Source organism: Vibrio pacinii DSM 19139 (assembly GCF_000711795.1).
Lineage (GTDB): Bacteria > Pseudomonadota > Gammaproteobacteria > Enterobacterales > Vibrionaceae > Vibrio > Vibrio pacinii.
Genome location: NZ_JONH01000014.1, coordinates 14,903 through 37,115 on the forward strand (window position 1 = coordinate 14,903; position 22,213 = coordinate 37,115).

14 protein-coding genes are annotated in these 22,213 nt (G+C 45.9%); 8 read left to right on the top strand and 6 right to left on the bottom strand.

Annotation, left to right across the window (positions count from 1 at the left end; genetic code table 11):
* Positions 1–49 precede the first annotated feature (49 nt).
* Positions 50–1,612, bottom strand: a complete 1,563-nt coding sequence (locus BS19_RS10135) for a BCCT family transporter (RefSeq protein WP_038175083.1) — start codon at positions 1,610–1,612, stop codon at positions 50–52.
* A 547-nt stretch (positions 1,613–2,159) separates the two neighbouring features.
* On the opposite strand from BS19_RS10135, the gene dhaR reads away from it, so the two are divergent.
* Positions 2,160–4,091: a dihydroxyacetone kinase operon transcriptional regulator DhaR gene (gene dhaR / locus BS19_RS10140; protein ID WP_038175084.1), complete on the top strand. Its 1,932-nt coding sequence runs from the start codon at positions 2,160–2,162 to the stop codon at positions 4,089–4,091.
* 73 nt (positions 4,092–4,164) lie between these two features.
* Here dhaR and dhaL read toward each other — a convergent pair whose 3' ends face one another.
* Complete coding sequence (gene dhaL, locus BS19_RS10145) at positions 4,165–4,824, bottom strand: dihydroxyacetone kinase subunit DhaL (protein WP_245609272.1); 660 nt, start codon at positions 4,822–4,824, stop codon at positions 4,165–4,167.
* Between the two features lie 6 nt (positions 4,825–4,830).
* Positions 4,831–5,889: a dihydroxyacetone kinase subunit DhaK gene (gene dhaK, locus BS19_RS10150; protein WP_038175085.1), complete on the bottom strand. Its 1,059-nt coding sequence runs from the start codon at positions 5,887–5,889 to the stop codon at positions 4,831–4,833.
* A gap of 309 nt (positions 5,890–6,198) precedes the next feature.
* Here dhaK and BS19_RS10155 point away from each other — a divergent pair, with 309 nt between their 5' ends.
* The 5 genes from BS19_RS10155 (at position 6,199) to BS19_RS10175 (ending at position 12,517) form a co-directional block, all read left to right on the top strand.
* Entirely contained in the window at positions 6,199–7,281 is a 1,083-nt protein-coding gene (locus BS19_RS10155; protein ID WP_038175087.1) for a glycerol dehydrogenase, read from the top strand.
* Between the two features lie 58 nt (positions 7,282–7,339).
* Positions 7,340–8,968, top strand: a complete 1,629-nt coding sequence (locus BS19_RS10160; protein WP_038175088.1) for a dihydroxyacetone kinase subunit DhaK — start codon at positions 7,340–7,342, stop codon at positions 8,966–8,968.
* A 156-nt stretch (positions 8,969–9,124) separates the two neighbouring features.
* Positions 9,125–10,423, top strand: a complete 1,299-nt coding sequence (locus BS19_RS10165) for an MFS transporter (RefSeq protein WP_038175089.1) — start codon at positions 9,125–9,127, stop codon at positions 10,421–10,423.
* Between the two features lie 76 nt (positions 10,424–10,499).
* Positions 10,500–11,645 (top strand): zinc-binding dehydrogenase, encoded by a 1,146-nt coding sequence (locus BS19_RS10170; protein ID WP_245609273.1) that lies wholly within the window; start codon positions 10,500–10,502, stop codon positions 11,643–11,645.
* 50 nt (positions 11,646–11,695) lie between these two features.
* Positions 11,696–12,517 (top strand): hypothetical protein, encoded by an 822-nt coding sequence (locus BS19_RS10175; RefSeq protein WP_038175090.1) that lies wholly within the window; start codon positions 11,696–11,698, stop codon positions 12,515–12,517.
* A 97-nt stretch (positions 12,518–12,614) separates the two neighbouring features.
* Here the strand turns inward: BS19_RS10175 and acs are convergent, their stop codons facing one another.
* The 3 genes from acs to BS19_RS10190 all read right to left on the bottom strand — a co-directional run bounded on the left by acs (position 12,615) and on the right by BS19_RS10190 (position 17,245).
* On the bottom strand, positions 12,615–14,564 hold the full coding sequence (gene acs, locus BS19_RS10180) for an acetate--CoA ligase (RefSeq protein ID WP_038175092.1): 1,950 nt from the start codon (positions 14,562–14,564) through the stop codon (positions 12,615–12,617).
* Between the two features lie 212 nt (positions 14,565–14,776).
* On the bottom strand, positions 14,777–15,409 hold the full coding sequence (locus BS19_RS10185) for a 3'-5' exonuclease (protein WP_038175093.1): 633 nt from the start codon (positions 15,407–15,409) through the stop codon (positions 14,777–14,779).
* Positions 15,410–15,418: 9 nt separating this feature from the next.
* Positions 15,419–17,245: a DUF294 nucleotidyltransferase-like domain-containing protein gene (locus BS19_RS10190; protein ID WP_038175094.1), complete on the bottom strand. Its 1,827-nt coding sequence runs from the start codon at positions 17,243–17,245 to the stop codon at positions 15,419–15,421.
* Between the two features lie 191 nt (positions 17,246–17,436).
* On the opposite strand from BS19_RS10190, the gene BS19_RS10195 reads away from it, so the two are divergent.
* Together BS19_RS10195 and BS19_RS10200 are read left to right on the top strand one after the other, a co-directional pair.
* Positions 17,437–18,621, top strand: coding sequence for a 3-phenylpropionate MFS transporter (locus BS19_RS10195; protein ID WP_038175096.1), 1,185 nt, complete (start codon positions 17,437–17,439; stop codon positions 18,619–18,621).
* Positions 18,622–18,733: 112 nt separating this feature from the next.
* Positions 18,734–22,162, top strand: a complete 3,429-nt coding sequence (locus tag BS19_RS10200) for a PAS domain-containing hybrid sensor histidine kinase/response regulator (RefSeq protein ID WP_038175097.1) — start codon at positions 18,734–18,736, stop codon at positions 22,160–22,162.
* Positions 22,163–22,213: the final 51 nt, after the last annotated feature.

The window sequence follows — 22,213 nt, forward strand, 5'->3', positions numbered from 1 at the left end:
AAGGGCGAGAATGCGAGCTTGAAGTTTCCCTCAAGCCGCATCAAAGCTGTTATTGACAGTAAGTTTGCCCTGATGAAAGAGCTGATGACTTACTGTTTGAAGGTCGAAAACTTTTGAACAACCAAGTGATAAGGGAGAGATTCATCGCCAGCACAACAAACAGTGCGGGTAATCCGCCGAGTGTGGACATCATTTTGATGCCATCAATCCCTGAGAAGGCGGTCATGAACCAAGCAATGAGCGCAATAATGGTTCCCCACAAGATTTTTAGTTTTGACTTTAGTGGACTTGCGTTCTCTTCTGTTGCTTGTGTCTCTAGGCATAATGACGAAATCGCTTCAGTGTTTGAGTCTGCCGCTGTCACGTAAGCCAGAAATGCAATAAAGATAAACAAACCAATCAATAGCGTTGAAGCGGGCAACTGCTCTAACAACCCGAAGACGACCGCACCCTCTCCACTTTGATTCAATAGCGCGTAGAACATGCCATTTTGACTGAGATCGAGTTCCAAAATCATACCTGAAAAGATGGCCATCCAAATCAGTGAGAAGGAGGCAGGAATAATAATGTTGACCACGATGAATGCTCTTACTGAGTGTCCTCGCGCTATCTTGCCTAAGAAAAGGGCAACAATAGGAGCCCACGCTAACCAGTTGGCCCAATAAAAGACAGTCCAACTTTTTGCCCAACCATCACTTGGATCTAAATTGAGAGAGAAGCTACGAGTGACAAACTCAGATGCATAGTCAACCAGTGCATGCGTGCCATTCACAACGATGGTTTTTGTTGGGCCGAATAAGAATGCAACTAAGGCGATGAGTATAAAAATAGCCGTATTCACCGCAGAGAGTCGCGCGATCCCTTTGTGTAGCCCCGATACCGATGAGGCGACAAAAGAGACGACAATAAGTGTAATGACAAGACCCAACAATAGTGAGCCGTTAGTAAAGCCAGTCAAATTAGATACGCCGCTCGCGAGTACCAGAGCGCCGGTTCCTAATGAAGACGCCATCCCCGCAACAAGAGCAAACATTGCAATTGAATCGACAATACCGCCAATACTATGTGAGCAACGGCGGCCTAATATAGGTTGCAGTGAAGCACTGATCGAGAAACGTTGACTGAGATTATAAAATGCTAAGGCGAATGAAAGAGCTGGAACCGCGTAAATAACAAATGGAGTGAACGTCCAGTGCATATACATGGTCGACAAAGCAAACTCTGCCGCCTCTCTTGATCCTGGGGTTATTGCTAATGAGGTTGGAGGCGAATAAAGGTGAAACAATGGTTCTGCTGTCGCCCAAAATAACATCCCAGCGGCGGTTGTGGTGCAGATCGTGATCGAGCCCCAGCGCCATTTGCTGAGTAGAGGTTTTGCACCTTCTCCACCGATAACCACTTTACCTAGCGGAGAGATAAACACGGCGATACAAGTGATGACCATAAAAAATGCGCCCGCTGAAAACAGCCAGTCAAAGCTATTTAAAATCCAATCATTGATTATTGTCGTGACTTTTAAGAAACCAGGTAGGTTTAAAAAACTGGCCAGTACGGCGATAACTAATAACATAAAAGGAGGAATAAATACTTTATAGCGTAATTTACTGTTCATGCTCAATTAGACTTATTTTTATATATCATTAACTTAGATGTTTTTCCAAGCAAGTCGAAAGTCATGGTTGGTGTTGATAGTAAGTGGTCGTTATTGGTTTTGACTTTGATGAAATAACTTGGACAGTGTAGGAGTGCATTTCGCGATAATTTGAACTCTTTATGTCATCGAAAGCATGTCGATAAACGCAGCTTTCTCTACTGACCACCTTATCACCAAGCGTCGGTTTGGCTTAGTCTCAATAACCACTAGGGTGCTGAACTTTGAGCGAGATTAGAAAAGGCTGGTGTTTTAACCATTCTGCTGATAAAAACTATGCTTTTGTCACATTATTTGGTCCTTTTATATATCTTTTGTTTCTAACTGGAACGTAATGGCCTTTTGCTTGGTTTCATAATGAAACATTTCGAATTGGTTAACCTCACATTTCAATCGAGTATTTTGGCCAGTGATGCTACTCAAGCGGTTAATGTGATTTCGATCAGGAAAGTTGTTGTCCATTGTTGGTAATTTTCCACAATGATGAACATCAAAATGAAACGTTATCGTGCACTCCTTAGAAGATAGTAAAAGTCGTTGGGAGTTTTTTCAGAAACACCAATGGGTTTCCCCCGAATTTTCTAACTCTCTTGTTTTTCAGTCTTGGCAGCGCTGCGCAAGATTGATGAATGCTTACGAATGGACAAAGCCGCACATTGCTTCAGGTTTTACGCTCGCTTCAATGAAACGTCGCTCTGAGTCAATCATTAACTGTTCAATACGTGCTTTGGAAGATAACTACGACCTTTTAGAAGGGGAAAAGATTGTCCTGTTTGTGACGGACGATAATGGTTGTGTGATGTATGCCATTGGTGATGAAGAGTTAAACCTAAAAATGAAGGAGTTGGGGATTAAGGAAGGGAGCTTCCTTACTGAAGACAAAATCGGCACCAACGCGGTCAGTTTCTGTATTGAAACGTGCATGCCGAGCGAAGTCATCGGCTATGAGCACTTCAAACGTGGTCTTCATGATATGTTGACCATTGCCTCTCCGATTATCGATGCTTACGGCAAGCTAATTGGCACGATAGCAATGGTCAGATACGCCGATACGGCGTGCCGAGATAACGTGATGATAACCTCGTTGTGTGCGAAGGAGGTTGGTTTACAGCTCCATATATTAAGCGAGCAGAAGATTATGAACCGCCTGTTGTCGGCTCATAATGCCGCACTTGATTATATGGAAGATGGCGTTATCACTTGGGATAGTGAACAAATCATATCTTATGTCAGTCCTCAAGTGGGTACCTTACTCAATGTCGATGCAAATACTTTACTCGGTCGTAATATGCTCCGCGCTGTACGATTTTCGCCCGATGTAACTCGGAGTATCGAGCAGGGGGAGAGTGTTCGTCGTCATCAAACGACGTTCGAAATAGACAACCAATTTGTTGATGCTGTTGTCACCTATCAATTTTCATCTGACGGCACAAACCTGCTTTTCATTCACCCGGTCGATCATACTAACGTTCTGTATAGGCGCAATGCAGTGAGCGATATTCAACACTCTTTTGACAGCCTTAACTATCATTCGCCTCAAATGCAGCATGCCATCTCTGTTGCTCGAAGGCTGCTCGAAGCGCGTGAACCTGTGTTAATTACGGGTGAAGAGGGGGTAGGTAAAGGTCAATTGTCTTTGGTTATGCACAATGAAAGTCACTACTGCCGAGGTGACTTTGTCAGTTTCAATTGCAACTCTTTCGAAGCCGATCAGTTAGCCGAGCAACTTCTCGGCGTATGCGAGGGCGAAGAGCGACCTTCTAAGTTTGAACTGGCAGACAATGGCACGTTGTACATCAGTCATATCGAGTCACTCAGCATGAAACTCCAGCTTGCACTATTAAAGTTTATTGATAGTGGTTTTGTGACCAGAAGTGATACTCAGCAAAGCATCAAAATCAACCTTCAACTGATTACCAGTTCTTCACAAAATCTCAGGGAGCGGATGGAACAAGGCCTATTTTCACGTCAGCTCTATTATGCGCTGTCATCCAATGAGCTGTATATTCCGCCTCTGCGCGAGAGAAGAGAAGACATTGTCAGTTTAGTCGAGAGGTTCGTTAATCTATTTGAACGACAGCATCATGTTTCAGTGAGTTTTGACCGGGAAATCATGAATTTATTGGTTAACTTCGCATGGAGTGGCAATGTCTCACAGCTCAAGAATGTGGTGAATCGTATCTTATTAAACCGTAACCAAGATAAAATTACCGAGCAAGATATTCCCGAGCATATTAAATCCCTCATTGATGAGCAGTCTGTGACTCGGGTCGTCAAAACGATGACATTGGAAGAGGTGGAAAAGCGTGCGATTGTTCAGGCTTGGAAAGAGTTTGATGGCAGAATGCAAGACATGGCCAATGCCTTGGATATCGGTAGAACTACGCTGTGGCGCAAAATAAAAAAATACCAACTGTTGCCACTGTTCGAAGAAAAGTAAGTGGCTGGAAAGGCTCATCTTGAGGCAGATGAGCCTCTGGACAGACATTCAAGACAGGCCGTCCGTGCCGATATTAATCTAGTTTATTTTTTAACGTAGTGATCAGTGCTTCGATCATGAGTAGTGTCGAGGTCGCTCCGGGATCTTGATAGCCGATACTCTCTTTACCATGTTGTTGAGCGCGGCCTTTCTTCGCTTGCATATCGACCGTACTAATGGCGGCCTCTTGCGCAACTTTGAGAATTTGATCGAGCAACTCATCGGTTGAAAGCGCAGTTTCAGCTTGTGACTTGGCAACCTCAAGGGCAGGAAGCCAAACGTCGCACATGGTTTTGTCCCCTTTTTGAGCCTTGCCTCTGGTGACGATTCCTTCAGCGCCGTGTTTAAGCGCATCAAAGAGTTGAGCTAATGAGAGGTGAGTCCGACTGCCCGCAGATTGAGAGGCACAGAAGAAAAACGTTGAGTAAAAAATACCACTTGCACCACCAAGATACATGCGCAGGCTCAAACCGGTATTTTTTAAAATGGTGGAGATACTTTGCTTATGAAGCGTTTCGAGATCTTTCGCCGCCGCAGAAAACCCACGAGACATATTGAAGCCATGGTCTCCATCACCAATATCGGAGTCAAGCCCATCTAAGTAAACTTGGTTTTCTTGATATGTTTTGGCGCAACGCTCGATCCAATCGATAATATGCTGTTTTTCTATCTGCATCATTTGGTTTACGCTCACAAGTAGTTACCAACGAAGTTCTGCTGTATCGACCGGGGCATCAAACAGCTCAATCATCTCTTTATCTGCTTTTAACAGCGTGATAGAGAAACCTTGCATATCAATAGCCGTACAGTAGTTACCGACCATGTTACGTGCGATATGGTAGTTTTCATTTTGGCAATTGTTGAATAATTGCTTGTATGCGATATACAGCTGAGAAACTGGAGTGCTGCCTAATCCATTGACGATGGCGATATAATCTTGATTGGGTTCAAATTTCGCTATGCTAGAGTCAACCTCATCCCATACTCCGTCTTTTCGATTCCAGTGACTGACGCTGCGCTCAAAGTCTGAATTCTCTTTCAAAGCATCAAACATCTTGTCAACCAAATCATCGGCATTGGTGTAATCAAATCGCTCGGAACCTGGCTCGCCATGAATACCCACGCCAAATTCTACCTCGCCGTCATTAAGAGTAAATGTAGGTATGCCTGATGCTGGAACGGCGCATGGCTTCAATGCGACAGCAATAGAGCGACAGCTATTGGCAACTCTGCGTCCGAGCGCTTCACATGCCTCTAACGAGTAGCCTTGTTGTGCTGCAGCGCCGACAATCTTTTCAAGTAGTACCGTGCCTGCAGCGCCACGACGTCCTCGAGTGAATAAACTGTCTGAAACCGCTACATCATCATCGATTAACACATAACCAACTTGGATATCATCGGCATGCAGTAGCTCGGTTGCCAACTTAAAGTTGATGATGTCACCGATATAGTTTTGCACAAAAAACAGAACGCCTTGGTCTGTATTGACTCTGCTTGCGCATTCGTAGATTTGGTCTGGGGTTACACGTGTGAAAATCTCTCCAGGGCAAGCACCGGTTAGCATGCCTTTACCAACAAAGCCCGTATGAAGAGGTTCATGTCCCGAAGCCCCCCCTGAGATAAGAGCTACTTGGTTAGGTGATAACTCATGCCACACATAGCGAGGTTGCTCGTTTAGCTTTAGCTCCTGACGCGACGCGACCAATCCCTTTACTTGCTCTAAGGCAACATTATTGGCGCTGTTTATAAGACCTTTCATTTTTATTCTGTAGTAAGTTGAACTGTGAACATCTTAATTCAGACATTGATAACTATCAAAAAAAGCGGATTGTTTCATTTTGGAACCTTGCTTCTTTGTTGCTTTGTTTCTATTTGGAACGTTTTGTGGCTTGATTTTCATTTAATGTGATCTTTATCTATTTCGGGCTGAGAATTTAATCTTTGCCATGCTTGAATTGACGAGACAATCAAATAATCACACTTAACTCAATAGAGTTTTCTTTGGTAATGACGCGATTGTTCTTAATGTGGCCTCAACGTTGAAACAAAACAGAAAAGGCTCACCCCCATGGATAAAATAATCATTAGCCCAAGCAAATACGTTCAAGGTGAAAATGTTCTTGGTTCTATTGCTGGTTATGTAAAAGCACTCGGCGAAAACCCTCTTGCCATTGCTGATTCATTCGTCACTGGTTTAGTCGGCGAGACGGTAAAGCAAAGCTTCGAGCAAAATGAGATGGCTCATGCTATGGAGCTATTTAATGGCGAATGTTCTCGTCAAGAAATCGACCGTATTATCGATATTGCATCAACGCAGAAAAATGATGTGATCATCGGTATTGGTGGTGGTAAGACTCTTGATACAGCAAAAGCGGTGGCTTACTACGCTAAAGTTCCTGTTGTTGTTGTTCCTACTATTGCTTCAACCGATGCGCCAACCAGTGCGCTAGCCGTTATTTATACGCCAGAAGGCGAGTTTAGCGAATACCTACTCTTCCCACAGAATCCAAATATGGTGGTTATGGACACCGCCATCATTGCTAAAGCGCCAGTGCGTTTGCTTGTTGCTGGTATGGGTGACGCGCTATCAACCTATTTTGAAGCTCGCGCAAACATGACTTCAGGCAAAGCCACTATGGCGGGCGGTGCACCAACTCGCTCTGCGCAAGCCTTGGCTAAGTTATGTTATGAAACGTTGCTTGCTGACGGCCTTAAAGCGAAAGTCGCAGCAGAGAATGGGGTGAGTACCACCGCACTAGAAAACATTATTGAAGCGAATACTTACCTAAGCGGTATTGGTTTTGAAAGTAGCGGTCTTGCAGCCGCGCACGCTATCCATAATGGTCTAACCAAGCTCGAAGAGTGTCATCATCTTTACCATGGTGAAAAAGTGGCATTTGGTACGCTAACGCAACTTGTTCTTGAAAATGCTCCGATGGAAGAGATCAATACGGTTCTTGATTTCTGTCGCTCAGTTGGACTTCCGACCAACCTATTTGACATGGGTGTGAAAGAGTTAAATCACGACAAACTACGTGAAGTGGCTGAAGGTGCAACGGCTGAAGGTGAAACCATTCACAACATGCCATTCCCAGTAACAGCTGATGCTGTCTACGCTGCCATTGTGACCGCGCATCAGCTAGGTCAATAATCTCACGCATTAATGTGAATTAACTTGTAACGCTCTCCCTAATTAATAAAGGTTTAAGATGTCTGACTTAATTTTAAATACTAAAGATTCATTTGTTCTAGATTCAATTCATGGAACATTGTACACAGCGAAGAAAGAAAACCTCACGCTACTCGATTTCGACAATGACATTAAAGTGGTTGCGCGCAACGACTGGAGCAAAGACAAAGTTGCCCTAATTTGTGGTGGTGGCTCTGGTCACGAGCCGGCACACGCAGGTTTCGTTGGTAAAGGTATGCTCACTGCCGCGGTGTGTGGTGACCTATTTGCAGCCCCTAGTGTTGACGCTGTACTTAACGCGATTCTTCACGTAACGGGTGAGGCTGGTTGTCTTGTTATCATTAAAAACTACACCGGTGATCGTCTAAACTTTGGTCTCGCTGTTGAAAAAGCCAAAGAGATGGGCCGCAAGGTTGACTTGATTGTTGTTGGCGATGACATCTCGATCCCAGGTAACCCACAGCCACGCGGTATCGCTGGTACGCTGTTTGTGCAGAAAGTTGCCGGTTACGTGGCTGAAAACGGCGGTTCACTAGAAGAAGTCAAACAAGCGGCGGTAAAGGCGTGTGAAAAGACCGCTTCAATTGGTGTTGCCCTGACTAGCTGTTCACTGCCAGGTGAAAGCAACGATCGTATTGCACAAGGTAAAGCTGAATTGGGCCTAGGCATCCACGGTGAACCTGGTATCGAAACCATCGATCTGCCACAGGCTAAAGCACTGGTTGCTACCATGGTCAGAAAAATCGTAGAAGCGAAACCAATTAAAGAAAACGCAATTCTTGTGAATAACTTGGGTGGTCTGTCTCCTATCGAGATGAATATCGTGACGAAAGAAGTCATGGAGTCAGAGCTTGGTCACAACACTAAACTTATCGTAACGGGTGCTCTAGTGACGGCTATCGATATGAAAGGTTTCTCAATTTCTGCTATCCAACTTGATGATGAGATCGCCAACGCACTGACCGCTGAAGTTGAAGCGGATGCATGGCCGGGTATGGTTGCGCGACGCGAAGTGCCAATCACTAAGTGTCAAAATCTGATTGAGAAAAAGGTGTTTGAGCCTTCTCACGATGAAGAGGTTGCCGTAGTACTGCGTAAAGTGTGTCAGTCAGTGATTGATATTGAAGCAGAGCTCAACCACCTAGATTCAATCGTGGGTGATGCTGATACCGGTTCTACGTTTGCCGCTGGTGCACGTAAAGTGCTCGCGCAACTAGAAGCAAACAATTTACCACTTCAAGACAACGCTAAACTACTCACTACGATTGCAGATTGTCTGACATCTGTAATGGGTGGCTCTTCCGGTGTTCTACTGTCGATTATGTTCACAGCAGCAGGTCGCGACTTTGAGCAAAATGGCTCTCTTGCTAAAGCAATGCAGCAAGGTCTAGGTCAAATGATGGCTTACGGCGGCGCTAAACCAGGCGACCGTACAATGATTGATGCACTGTATCCAGCTTTTGAAGCTTGGGTAAACCAAGACTTTAACGCCGCCATAGATGCAGCGAAAGCGGGTGCAGAATCAACGGTTACTATGAACAGTGCTAAGGCCGGACGCTCTTCTTACCTGAACAGTGACAGCCTATCTGGCACAAAAGATCCTGGTGCCTACGCCGTAGAATCTGTATTTAGCCAGTTCTCAAACTAAACTGTATTTATTACACAAATACATCAAATAGATATAAATAGTTGTTTGTGTAAATGATCTGAGGTGTGGTTTTTAATTACACCTCAATACCTACTCTACGTGGAATAATTTAAATCTGCATTCTAATAACAAAAGTGCAGGTTTTAGGTCAATAATATGAAAAATGAAAACTTAGCAAGGTATTTTCAGTTTGCACTGGTTATTTTAGCGGGTGGTGCGATATTTCCGTTGGTGTACTTAAAAGCACAATACCAAGAAACTATTTTGGAAGTGTTTAATATGTCAATGGGACAAATGAACACTATTTATACTATCTTGGGTTTTGTCTTCCTGATTGGATATTTTCCGAGTGGTGTTCTGTGTGATAAATTTTCGGCCAAAAAATTATTGGCGGTTTCTTTATTAGGCACAGCGGCTGGTGGTTTCTGGTTCGCACAAGTGCCTAGTTACACAAGCGTGCTAATGATTTTTGCTATTTGGGGATTCTCTTCTGTGTTTACCTTTTGGGGAGCACATTTGAAAATAACTAAAATGTTGGCAAAAGAAGGTGAAGAAGGGCGTTTCTTCGGCATTTTAGATGGTGGTCGAGGATTAGTTGAAGCTGCATTAGCAAGTATCGCGCTAATGATATTTACTTCAGTGCTTGGTGGTAGTCTTGACTTTAGCGATAAAAAGCTTGCGCTTGAATCTGTCGTATACATGTACTCTATTGCTTTGGTTGTTGTTGCAGTGTTGATTATTATCTTTGTCAAAGAAGATAAGGAAGCAGCCGCTGCCGCGAGTTCTAGTGAAGAAAGTAAAATCAACCTTTCAGATATTGGTAAAGTCTTTAAAAATAAATTTGTCTACCTACACGGTATGATTATTTTTACGGGCTATACCATTTTTTGGACCAGTTATTATATTGGCGGCTACCTTCAAACAGGGCTAGGTTTTGATGCTGTAACGGTTGGTTCTATGATGGTAGGCCTACTTTGGATGCGTCCTATTGGTGGTGTCCTTGGTGGTTTCCTAGCTGATAAATTTGGCCAGGCAAATACTATCGCAGCCGGTATTTTAGGTGGTGTTCTTTGTTTGGGCGGTTTAGTAATTGTGCCAAGCTCAACATCAGCCTTTTTAATTACCGCTTTAGTAATGGTTACTGGTCTATTCTCTTATATTATTCGCGGAACGTATTGGTCGCTTCTTGGTCAGTCAAAAATTAGCGCAGCAATCATGGGTACTGCCATTGGTGTTATTTCGGTAGTTGGTTATATTCCTGATATTATTATTCCAGAAATGAATACCATTTTATGGGACACATACGGCAACGAGGGTGGATACCAAGCTTACTTTATTGTTAGCATGATCGTTGGTCTATTTGGTGTCGCGATGACTATGCTCTATAAGCGAGAGCAAAAAAAAGCGAGTACCACTGAAATTAATGAAATAAATACTCAGTTAGCAGACAGCTAAAGATAAATAACACTCCCCTGTAAATGAATTTTAATTAAGCATGAGTTTAATCATGCCAAAAATAAAGAGATATATTATGTTTAAAATGAATATTAATAATGATAAGAACCGTTTTGAAATTAAAGACGGTCAAAAAACAATGAAAGCTGTGGTTACTATGGGTAACGGTGGCTATGAAATGCTGGAGTATAAAGATGTACCAATGCCGATCATCAGCGAAGGTGAAGTACTCATTAAGGTTTTGGCTGCTGGTGTAAACAATACTGAAATCAATACTCGTCTTGGTTGGTACTCATCAAAAGTAACGACAAGCACCAATGATATGTCGGACGATGATAATGAGAAGGGCGAAGCTGCAAAAGAAGGCGACGGTGGCTGGAGTGAAGCGACTCCGTTCCCATTCATCCAGGGGACCGACTGTGCTGGCCTAGTGGTTGAAGCAAAAGATGAAGCCGATCAACACCTAGTGGGTAAACGTGTTCTCGTTCGTGCTTGTATTCGTCACCAAGGTTTTGAGTCGCGTGAAAACATCTGGATGGCTTCTGATTTTGACGGTGCATTTGCCCAATACGTGAAAATTTCAGCCAGTGAAGTCTTCCCAGTTGAGTGTGACTGGAGTGACGCAGAACTAGGCACGATTCCATGTGCTTACGCAACTTCTGAAAATATGGTTCAACGCTCAGGCGTAAAAGCGGGGGATCGCGTGTATGTTGCTGGTGCTTCTGGCGGCGTTGGCTCTGCCGTTGTACAGCTAGCAAAACGTCGTGGTGCTTACGTTATCGCTGCAGCAGAGGGTGAAGATAAAATCGAACGTGTACGTTCTTACGGCGCTGATGAAGTCATCGACTTTGGTAAAAATGCCCTAGACGTTCTGGGTGAAATGTCGGTTGATATCATTATTGACAACGTGGCTGGCGAGAACTTTGTCAACAACCTAAAAATGCTTAAGCGTGGTGGTCGTTACGCATCTTCTGGTGCAATCGCAGGTCCAATCGTAGAGCTAGATTTCCGCACTATGTACCTAAGAGATTTGACTCTTGTTGGCTGTACTGGTTGGGATGAGCCTGTATTCCCGAGCCTGATTGAAGCTATCGAAAAAGGTGAAATTAAGCCTGCTCTTTCAAAAACCTTCCCACTTTCAGACATCGTTGAAGCTCAACAAGAACTGGTGAGCCGCAAACATGTTGGCAAGCTTGTTCTAATTCCTAACCACGAAGATTAATTTAGCCGGGTCGGGGTTCACCGAACCTCGACGATTTTGAGGAATTCAAAATGTCTATTTTTGAGAAAGTTCATGATATTAAGCACCCTACGTTGACTAAGGAAAACTGGGGTGAAGAGCAGCCGTTGGTTCGCTACAATATTCTAGGCAAAGAAGTCGATATTAGCCAACCTTCGTCTACGTTTTGGGTCTACCTGCTGGGTGTTATTGTTACCTTAGTCGGTGTTCAATTCCTAGTGATGCAAGATGGTCAAATGTCGCGCTTTTGGTGGGGTATTTCGATGATCCTTTGGGGCGTCGGTGCGATTATTGCCGGCACCAGCTATCAAGCTCTAGGTTACGAACTCAAAGCCAAACACCGTGAAGAGTGTTCATGGACCACATGGTGGGAGGTGATTTACGTTATCTTCCAACAGGTGAGTATGAATGCCATGACGGTTGCTATTGCTTACTCATCAATACCACCGGAGTCAGTTTGGTTTGATATCTTCATTTGGTATGCCGCTATCTTGACCGTGGGTTACACCATTCTCGTACTATGGGGTGGATTAACCGCAACGAAATCGGTGATCACCTTTGAGTTTATGTGTGTTGCGTCATTGCCAAGCTTTATCGCTTTCATCGGTATCAACACCGTAACCTTTATCAAAACTGGTGCAACTTACGATCTGTTGCTAATGATCTCTTGGGCTCTGATTTACGCATCGTACTATTTCATGGATAAATGGTGGAAGTCAGGTATTGGTGATCTGCTTTGGAGACACAAGAAAATATGGTTCTCTGAGAACGATATTCTGCACGTCATTCTAATTGTATGGTCGTTGCTGATGATTGCTGTCCCGTTCTTCACATTCGATTATGTAAACCTATAAATATCGATGTACATACCTCAGCAAACATAGGTTGGGGTGACTAAAAAAACAAGCCACCATCTGAGCAGATGGTGGCTTGAGTTTTAGAACATTAGCTTTACGCCAGTTCTGCTTTCTCTGCAATCAACTTATCAACCACACTTGGGTCGGCTAGCGTTGAAGTATCGCCTAGGTTGCTGGTATCACCAGTGGCAATCTTACGTAGAATACGACGCATGATTTTTCCTGAGCGAGTTTTAGGTAGTGAATCTGTCCAGTGCAGCACATCTGGTGTGGCGATTGGACCAATCTCTTTACGTACCCAATTTTTGACTTCTTTGTGCAGCTCTGCGCTTGGGTACTCACCATCATTTAGGGTGATGTAAGCGTAGATCGCTTGGCCTTTGATGTCGTGTGGAATACCGACAATTGCCGCCTCGGCAATTTTGTGATGTGCAACGAGCGCTGATTCAATCTCAGCCGTACCCATACGGTGACCTGAGACATTCAATACGTCATCAACACGACCCGTGATCCAGTAGTAACCATCTTCGTCGCGACGAGCACCATCACTGGTAAAGTACATCCCTTTAAAGGTTGAGAAGTAGGTTTGCTCAAAGCGGTCGTGATCGCCGTAAACGGTACGCATCTGGCCAGGCCATGAATCGAGAATAACAAGGTTACCGTCGGTTGCACCTTCGATGATGTTACCCATGTTATCCACCAAAGCAGGCTGTATACCAAAAAATGGTCGGGTTGCTGAACCTGGTTTGAGATCGGTTGCTCCTGGTAGCGGCGCAATCAAAATACCGCCGGTTTCCGTTTGCCACCAAGTATCGACGATTGGTGACTTCTCATTACCGATGGTTTTGTAGTACCACTCCCATGCCTCAGGGTTAATAGGCTCACCGACTGACCCCATAATACGCAAACTGCTACGAGAAGTGCCTTCAACTGCTTCGTTGCCTTTTGCCATTAGGGCGCGAATCGCAGTTGGTGCGGTATAAAGAATATTGACTTGATGTTTATCGACTACTTGGCTCATACGGTTGGTGCTTGGGTAGTTCGGCACACCTTCAAACAAAATGGTTTTGGCGCCGTTAGCCAGCGGCCCGTATATCAGGTAAGTGTGGCCGGTAATCCAACCGACATCGGCAGTACACCAGAAGGTTTCACCAGGCTGGTAGTCAAACACATACTTGAACGTCATTGCTGCATAGACTAGGTAACCACCAGTGGTGTGGAGAACACCTTTTGGCTTACCCGTTGAGCCTGATGTGTAAAGGATGAACAACGGGTCTTCGGCGTTCATCTCTTCTGGCGGACAATCAGCAGAGACATTCGCGGTTGCTTCATGCCACCAAACATCACGATGCTCATGCCAATCGATATCACCGCCAGTACGCTTCATAACGATGACTTTCTCGATGGTTTTGACGTCTGGGTTGGTTAGCGCTTCATCGACATTTTTCTTCAGGGGTACGGCGCGACCGCCACGAACACCTTCGTCTGCTGTAATGACGACTTTGGCATCGGAATCAATAATACGACCAGAAAGTGCTTCTGGTGAGAAACCACCAAAGACCACCGTATGCACCGCACCAATTCGGGTACATGCGAGCATGGCCACGGCCGCTTCGGTCACCATTGGCATGTAAAGACAAACCACGTCGCCTTTGCGTACGCCTTGCTGTTTTAAGGCATTAGAAAATTCACACACTTCTTTGTGCAGTTCTTTGAAAGTGAGTGTGCTGTCGTCATTCGGGTCATCCCCTTCCCAAATGATCGCGATCTCATCGCCACGTTCTGCGAGGTGACGGTCAATACAGTTGGCGGAAACATTCAGTGTGCCATCTTCAAACCAACGAATATCAACGTGGCCTGTGTCAAAAGAGGTGTTTTTTACTTGGCTAAAAGGTTTGATCCAGTCAACAATTTTGCCGTGTTCACTCCAAAAACCAACCGGATCGGTGACCGATTGTTGATACATGGCTTGGTAGGTATCGATATCCGCGTGGGTATTTTTTTTGATGTTCTCTTTCACCGGATAGATATGGGCTTCACTCATTGCTTATCTCCTTGTGCTTAATTCGTAACGAATTGAGCAAGTGTCCGTTTAAAACGATCGGGTCCCCTGACCCTAACGTCGTAAAAATCCCTATGGCTATAACTTTCAGGCACAGGCGCGGATTCGACAATTAGACTTTAGGATGAGAACGAATAATCTGCTTATAAATGAAGGATCTATGTTTAAAATTGAGAGTTAGATCTAAGGATAGCTTAGCGGGTATAGGGCAGATTTAGGCTAGGGAGATCACCTTTTGTCAGACGAACGAACACCAGCGCCGCGGCAATGGCGTCTTGCAAGGCGTCGTGTTTGTCTTGCAGCGGTAAGTCTAAGTGGCGGCAAATGGCGTCCAAACTGAGGTCGAAATAGGCGTTGGGTAGATGCTGTTCAAGCTTATCATGATAGATTTGGCTCACCTCAATCAGAGGGTTTGGCAGTGGGAAACCAAGCTGTTTTCGACACGCCAGATCAAGGATCTTTTTGTCATAGCGAATGTGGTAGCCGACCAATGGTCTTTTGCCGATAAACTCAAGCAGTTGGAGCAACGCTTGTTTTTCATCAATACCATCGGCTAAGTCTTGATGGCGAATCTTATGGATTTTCACTGAGCCAGAATCGAGCGATTGTGGTGCCCGTAAGCGCACCTCAAATGGAGCACTGGTTATGATTCGGTTGTCGATGATTTTGGTAGCCGCAATCGTGACTAACTCGGCTCGGTTGGGGTCGAGGCTGGTGGTCTCGCAATCAAGTGACACAAATTCACCCTTCATGACAGAGTCAAACAAAGACTGATAGGGCGAGCCCTTGAGTTTGTAAAACCAATACCGGCGCTGAAGCCAATTCATCGTAAACCCTTAATCTCGTATTTGATAATGGTAGCCCAAGAACTGCTTGAACTTTTTAATTACGTGCAGAGCGTGACGGAGCAAGTCACGCTCGGTGCGATCGATCTGCTTAATATCAATACGGTTGTGGCTGTGTTGATGGGTCAATTGCTGATTTAAGCGCAACTTAAATAACAGTTTTAATGCCTCACTGAGGTTGTCTGCCGTTTCGGGTTCAAGGATTTTTCTGTTGCGCAGTGCTTCAATGCGCTCAAAGGTGTTTTTCTCTTCAATGCCATACTCAAGGGCTAAGGTGCGAATGCCATGGACGATAGGGAAGATGCCACCACTTTTGACATCAAGGCCATCTTTGTCTTTTTTAACATTGCCAAACAGGGTTAACGGTAACGCAAATTGAAGCGCCGGACGCGAAAAGTCTTGCAGCGCTAACATGTTGTTTAACATGATTTGTTTAAGGTGTTGGCCAATGGGCTCAAGTAACGCTTTGTTGCCCGCTACCGCGTGAGCATCGGTAAAAATCGCCAAGTCCATGACATGCTCGGCTGAGGTCGGTTTTGACCAGTGACTGATGGTCTTTTTCCAGTCACGCTGGTTTTTGACCCATTTAGGGTTGTTGACCATCACGTTGCCGGGACATAGAGGGTAACCGAGCTGCTGCAGCGTGTGAGTCAGTTGATCCATCACTGCCGCACATTGATGCCACTCAAAACCATCTTTAAGGATTAAGGCATTGTCTTGATCGGTTTTGAGGATTTGTTCCCCGCGGCCTTCAGAGCCTAAAACGATCAAGCAGCAGTGATCGTGAAGGGCAGGGGGAACAATCAGCTCAAAGGCTTTTTCGATGATCTGTTCATTAACGGCTGAAATCAGCTCCATTATAAAGCGGGTACGAATGCCGTTATTGAGTAGGCTTTCAACTAACTGGCGCTGACGATTGGAAGCCAATGCCAGCTCTTCGATGCTACTGGCGCGAGCAATACTTAAGGTCAGTACATGCGAGTGAGTTGAAAAGGCGCTTAAAATCTGTGTCATATCGAGCATGCCGACGGCTTCTTTGCCATCGGAGACCATCACGCGCTTCATGCGCTGGCGCGTCATCTTGATCATGGCATTAAAGAGAAATTCGCCGTTTTCGACGTGCACTACGGGAAAAGTGGCGATCTTGCCGACCGGAGTATCGAGTGGATGGTCATCGAGCATCACCGCGTGCAGCATATTGGTGCGAGTAATAATACCGTAAGGCAGCGCGTGTTGGTTGTCGATAAGCCTGATGTCATTGTCGTTGAGCTTGACCAATGCTGAGTCAAGGCCGTTGTCTTTGAGTGTTTGCGTTACTTGGTTAAGTGGTTGATCCGGCGAGAAAATCATCGGCGGATGATAAATCTCTTTATCCACCTTGGTTAAAATGAATTCGGCCAGGTTTTGCTGCTGCTGCGCAGTTTCGATCAGGGCTTGCCTACGAGCGAGGTTGTTGTCGAAGTAAGCGGCAAATTGGCCATTGTCATGATACAACTCAAGAAATACCGACTTAGGTAGCAGATAAGAGAGGGTATCTTCAAGCGCGATATAGCGGTGCTTGATGGTGTCATCAAACAACGAACGCACATCAAACAGATCGTCATTGGCGTAGTGGGCAAAAATCTCTTTATTATCTTCCGAGCGCTCTTCGACGGCACCTTTGATCAAAATATGCAGGTGTTGGCTCTCAGCGCCCGGCTTTAGAAGGGTCTCACTGGTGCGAAAATAAGCGACATCCAATGATCCTCTCAATTTCTTTTGTTGCGATACATTGAGACGATCAAATGGAGGGGAGTGCATATTAAATTTTTCTGGCATAGCGAACCCACAATGCAAACTCTGTATCTATTCAGTGTGCCGCATTTGACGCGTTGTGCCAGACGACTTTGGTCGAACTGCTGCCGCTGATTGACAATAAGGAAACGCATTGGTGCGAATTGTTCCCTTTTAAATTCAAACCAAGCCAACGATAATACCGTCGCCCCACATTTTTGTTTCAAGAGGTCATCATGTTTACCCCTTCCCCTTACGGTTGGATTTCCCAGTATTTTGTCGGTTTCTTTTTTGCCTATGGTGTCTATTTGCCATTTTGGGCGTTGTGGTTTGAAGAGCAGGGGGTATCGGCAACGGATATCGGCTTGTTAATTGGTATTGGCTTTGCCACGCGCTGTCTTGCCAATATGCTCCTGACGCCACGCATTCATAAAGTCGAACACTTGATGCCAGCATTGCGTTGGTTGAGTTTCGCCTCGATTTTGTTTATCGGTTTTCACTTTTTCACCGGGGGAAGCTTCTGGTTAATGGCGTTGGCGACTGTATTGTTTAACTTGTGCTGTGGTCCGGCCGTGCCATTGTCTGACTCGATGGCAAACTATTATGCGCGTATTAACATGCTCGATTATGGTCGTACTCGCTTATGGGGGTCGGTTGCGTTTATTGCGGGTTCAACGGTCGTGGGCTTTTTAGTGGCTCAATATGGCAGTGACATGATTTTGTATACCGCGTTGGCCGGGGTGGTGTTTGCGCTGTTGTTTTCATTGCGCAGTATCAACCCAATGCCAGTGACAACCAGTGAAGAAAACACCGAACGACCAAAATTGACCGAGTTACTTCGCGAGTTGCCAGTGATCAAATTCCTGATCTTGGCCGCTCTGATTCAGGGAAGCCACGCTGCCTATTACAGTTTTAGTTCTATCTATTGGAAAGAGGCGGGTTATTCAGAAGATATTATTGGTTACTTGTGGAGTTTAGGGGTTGTCGCCGAAGTTGCCGTGTTTGCGCTGAGCAAGCGTTTGTTTTCGGGATGGAGCTTGCGCGCACTGTTCATGGTTGCATCGATTGGCGTCATTGTCCGTTGGGGGCTTACGGCATCAACCACTGTGTTACTGGCCTTGGTGCTTATCCAATTGTTACACGGGGTGACGTTTGCCATGGCTCATATTGCGGCTATCCAGTACATCCAGCATTCCGAGCAACGTAAGATGGTGGCTCTGCAAGCACTCTACAATGCCATTCCTTTGGGGGCTTTTATTGCCCTAATGACTACCTTAAGTGGTTGGGGCTATGAGAATTGGGGAGCGAATGTGTTTTGGGTCATGGCGGCGATGGGGGGATTAGCGTTATTTATTCGTTTAGATCCTCAGCCACATAATGTTAAGCAAGCGCTTAAAGCGGAGCCTAATGCACAGAATTAACCCTATCTGATTGAGTTGACTGCGTATCCTTAGTTAAATAAACCCTCTCCCGACTGGAGAGGGTTTGTTTTTTATTGCGATCCATGAACTCAAAATAAGATAAGGATATCTGATGCAGGGTTGGCTGGTGATCACCGTATCGCTGTTGTATCTCGGTTTATTGTTCGTTATTGCTTGGTACGGCGATAGACGCCCTTCGTGGCTAGCTAGTTGGCGCCCTTGGGTATACAGCTTATCAATCGCGGTTTACTGTACCTCATGGACCTTTTACGGCACGGTAGGGCAAGCAAGTAGTAACCTTTGGTCGTTCCTTCCTATCTATATCGCGCCGATTTTAGTCTTTACTTTGGGTTGGCGAGTTCTTGCGCGGTTAATTCTGACGGCGAAACGTGAACACATTACCTCGATTGCGGATTTTATTGCAGCTCGCTATGGTAAATCACAAGGTTTGGCCGTTGCGGTAACCTTGATTGCGGTGGCGGGCATCTTGCCCTACATTGCTTTGCAACTGCGCGGCATTACCATGGGGCTCGAGATCATCGCGCCTGATTTATCGGTCCAATTTAAAAGTTTGGGCTTTGATGTGTCTTGGTTTGTGGTGCTCGCTTTAGCCATGTTCACCATGTTATTTGGTACTCGACACATCGACAACACCGAGCACCATCGCGGAATGATGATGGCGATTGCGTTTGAATCGATCATTAAGCTGGTGGCGTTTCTGGTTGTTGGTGTGTTTATCCTCTTTCTGGCGTTAAAGCGCAGTGATGTCGAATTGCTTGAGGTGGCGCGTCAAACCTATCAAGCGCCTAACTTTCCGACCTTATTGATTCATACCGTACTAACCATGCTTGCGATAGTCTGTCTGCCGCGTCAGTTCCATACCATGGTGGTCGAAAACGAACGTGCGCAAGATTTACACACCGCGCGTTGGCTATTTCCTGTCTATCTGATTTTGATGGGGCTGTTTGTGTTGCCGATTGCTTGGGTGGGGCAGGCACTATTAACCGATGTTAGTCCGGATACCTATGTGATCAGCTTGCCGATGGCGGTCGGCGCATCAGATATTGCTCTACTCGCGTTTTTGGGCGGCACATCAGCCGCCAGTGGCATGGTGATCGTGTCGACCATTGCGTTGGCGATCATGGTCTCCAATGACTTGGTGATGCCGCTCTTATTGCGTCGTATGCGCTTATCGCAACGCACTCATCGTCATTTCTCTGGGTTATTACTCGTCATTCGCCGTGGCTTAATTCTGCTACTGCTCCTTGGCGCTTGGGGCTTTTATCAAGTGTTAGGAAGTATTCACTCACTGTCAGCGATAGGCTTTCTCTCGTTTGCGGCGATCACGCAATTCGCACCAGCGTTGCTCGGCGGTATGTATTGGCGCCAAGGCAATCGTAAAGGGGTTTATGTCGGTTTAGCGGTCGGCTTTACCTTGTGGCTGATCACCTTGATGAGTCAAACCGACATGTTGGCTGGCAGTGCAGAAAACAATTTTCTTCTGTGGATGATTACGCCACCTGAGTGGCTGCAAGCGCTGGAAGTCAAAAATTCCGACTGGGGCATTGTGCTGAGTGTTGCGCTCAACAGTTTGTGTTATGTGGTGGTCTCAATGCTTACGCGCGCTAGCCTTAGTGAGCGCTTACAGTCGGCCTCCTTCATTGGTACTCCCTTGCCTGAAAGTGAAAATATGAGCTTGTATCAAAGCCGTGTCACAGTCGGTGAGTTAGAAATGTTGGCGTCGCGTTTTGTTGGTCGCCAGCGAGTACGCAGCGCATTTCGTCAGTATTGGCAACAGCAACGTGAAACCTTAATGCCCAACCAGCAAGCGCCATCAACCCTGATTCGCCATACTGAAAGGGTCTTGGCTGGGGTATTTGGTGCTTCATCGGCTAAGTTAGTCCTTACTTCGGCCTTGCAAGGTCGTAATATGCAGCTTGAAGAGGTCGCGACCATTGTCGATGAAGCGTCGGAGCTGTATGACTTTAGCCGTGGCTTACTGCAAGGGGCGATTGAACATATTGGTCAAGGCATTGCGGTGGTCGATAAGCAATTACGTTTGGTGGCTTGGAACCAGCGCTATTTAGAGTTATTTACTTTTCCGGCTGGATTGATTCAGGTAGGCAGGCCGATTGCGGATGTGATTCGACACAATGCCGTGCAGGGCTTATGTGGCCCAGGTGACCCAGAAGAGCATGTACGTCGCCGGGTATATCATCTTGAGCAAGGGTCGCGGCATACGTCTTCTCGCGTGCGACCTGATGGCCGAGTGATTGAGGTGCAAGGTAATCCGATGCCGGGCGGCGGGTTTGTCATGAGCTTTACCGATATCACGGTCTTCCGAGATGCAGAGCAGGCACTCAAAGAGGCGAACGAAACCCTTGAAGAGCGAGTGACAGCGCGAACTCAAGAACTTGAGCAGTTGAACAAAAAACTCGTTGCGGCGACTCAGCGCTCTGAACATGAATCTCAATCCAAATCACGCTTTTTGGCAGCGGTGAGTCACGACTTGATGCAGCCGCTCAATGCTGCGCGGCTGTTCGCCTCTTCTCTGTCTGAAGTGGCGAAAGATCCAGAGGCAAAGCAGTTGTCGCAATATATCGAAAGTGCTTTGGGCGCGGCGGAAGACTTGATTGGTGATCTGCTCGATATCTCGCGTTTAGAGTCGGGTAAGTTAGACGTTCAGGTGCACAGTTTTGCGATTAACGATGTTCTGGCGAACCTCAATGCGGAGTTTGGTGCACTGGCTAAGCAGCAAGGGGTTGAGTTCTCGATGATACCGAGTCACTTGATTGTCCAGTCTGATCCGAAGTTATTACGTCGGGTAGTGCAAAACTTCCTGACTAATGCGTTTCGCTACAACCCTAAAGGGAAAGTGGTGCTCGGTGTGCGCCGTATTGGTGGTCAAGCTCGCATTGATGTATGGGACAACGGTGTGGGTATTGATGAGGATAAACAACAAGAAATTTTTGAGGAATTCAATCGCGGCAGTCAAGTCCGTTCTGATCAAGGTTTGGGGTTAGGGTTGGCCATTTCGAAAGGGATCGCCCATGTATTAGGTCATCAGATCACCATGCGTTCATGGCCCGGTAAAGGCAGCGTTTTTTCCATTACTTTAGCGCGCGGTGAAAAAGTGATTGAGCCGATAACGCTGGCACCGATCGTCAACCATTCTGATATTAGCCATCTCAAAGTGCTTTGTGTCGATAACGAGCAAGATATCTTAGTCGGGATGGAAAATCTGCTTGGACGTTGGGGGTGTGATGTTCGTACCGCGGTCGATTTGGTTTCAAGCTTACAACAGATAGAGACCGACTGGGTTCCGGATGTGATTTTGTCTGACTACCGATTAGACCACGGTCGTACGGGGTTAGAAGTGCTGCAGCAATGCCGTCTGCGTTTAGGCGCTCGCTTTATCGGCGTCATTATCAGCGCTGATCGTACCGATGATATGTTGGATGGGATTAAGTCAAATGGGTTTAGCTTTATTGCTAAGCCAGTTAAGCCACTTAAGTTAAGAGCGGTGTTGAATCGGGTCTAGCAATGGACTTTGCTGTTCGAAATGGCGGTATTGTCATTGTTGATTAAGAGG

Bases quoted from the DNA above. Each gene is read 5' to 3' on its own strand.
- BS19_RS10195 (WP_038175096.1), top strand. From the start codon at position 17,437: ATGTTTACCCCTTCCCCTTACGGTTGGATTTCCCAGTATTTTGTCGGT.
- dhaK (WP_038175085.1), bottom strand. From the start codon at position 5,889: ATGAAAGGTCTTATAAACAGCGCCAATAATGTTGCCTTAGAGCAAGTA.
- BS19_RS10170 (WP_245609273.1), top strand. From the start codon at position 10,500: ATGTTTAAAATGAATATTAATAATGATAAGAACCGTTTTGAAATTAAA.
- BS19_RS10160 (WP_038175088.1), top strand. From the start codon at position 7,340: ATGTCTGACTTAATTTTAAATACTAAAGATTCATTTGTTCTAGATTCA.
- BS19_RS10165 (WP_038175089.1), top strand. From the start codon at position 9,125: ATGAAAAATGAAAACTTAGCAAGGTATTTTCAGTTTGCACTGGTTATT.
- BS19_RS10185 (WP_038175093.1), bottom strand. From the start codon at position 15,409: ATGAATTGGCTTCAGCGCCGGTATTGGTTTTACAAACTCAAGGGCTCG.
- acs (WP_038175092.1), bottom strand. From the start codon at position 14,564: ATGAGTGAAGCCCATATCTATCCGGTGAAAGAGAACATCAAAAAAAAT.
- BS19_RS10190 (WP_038175094.1), bottom strand. From the start codon at position 17,245: ATGCCAGAAAAATTTAATATGCACTCCCCTCCATTTGATCGTCTCAAT.
- BS19_RS10135 (WP_038175083.1), bottom strand. From the start codon at position 1,612: ATGAACAGTAAATTACGCTATAAAGTATTTATTCCTCCTTTTATGTTA.
- BS19_RS10200 (WP_038175097.1), top strand. From the start codon at position 18,734: ATGCAGGGTTGGCTGGTGATCACCGTATCGCTGTTGTATCTCGGTTTA.
- BS19_RS10155 (WP_038175087.1), top strand. From the start codon at position 6,199: ATGGATAAAATAATCATTAGCCCAAGCAAATACGTTCAAGGTGAAAAT.
- BS19_RS10175 (WP_038175090.1), top strand. From the start codon at position 11,696: ATGTCTATTTTTGAGAAAGTTCATGATATTAAGCACCCTACGTTGACT.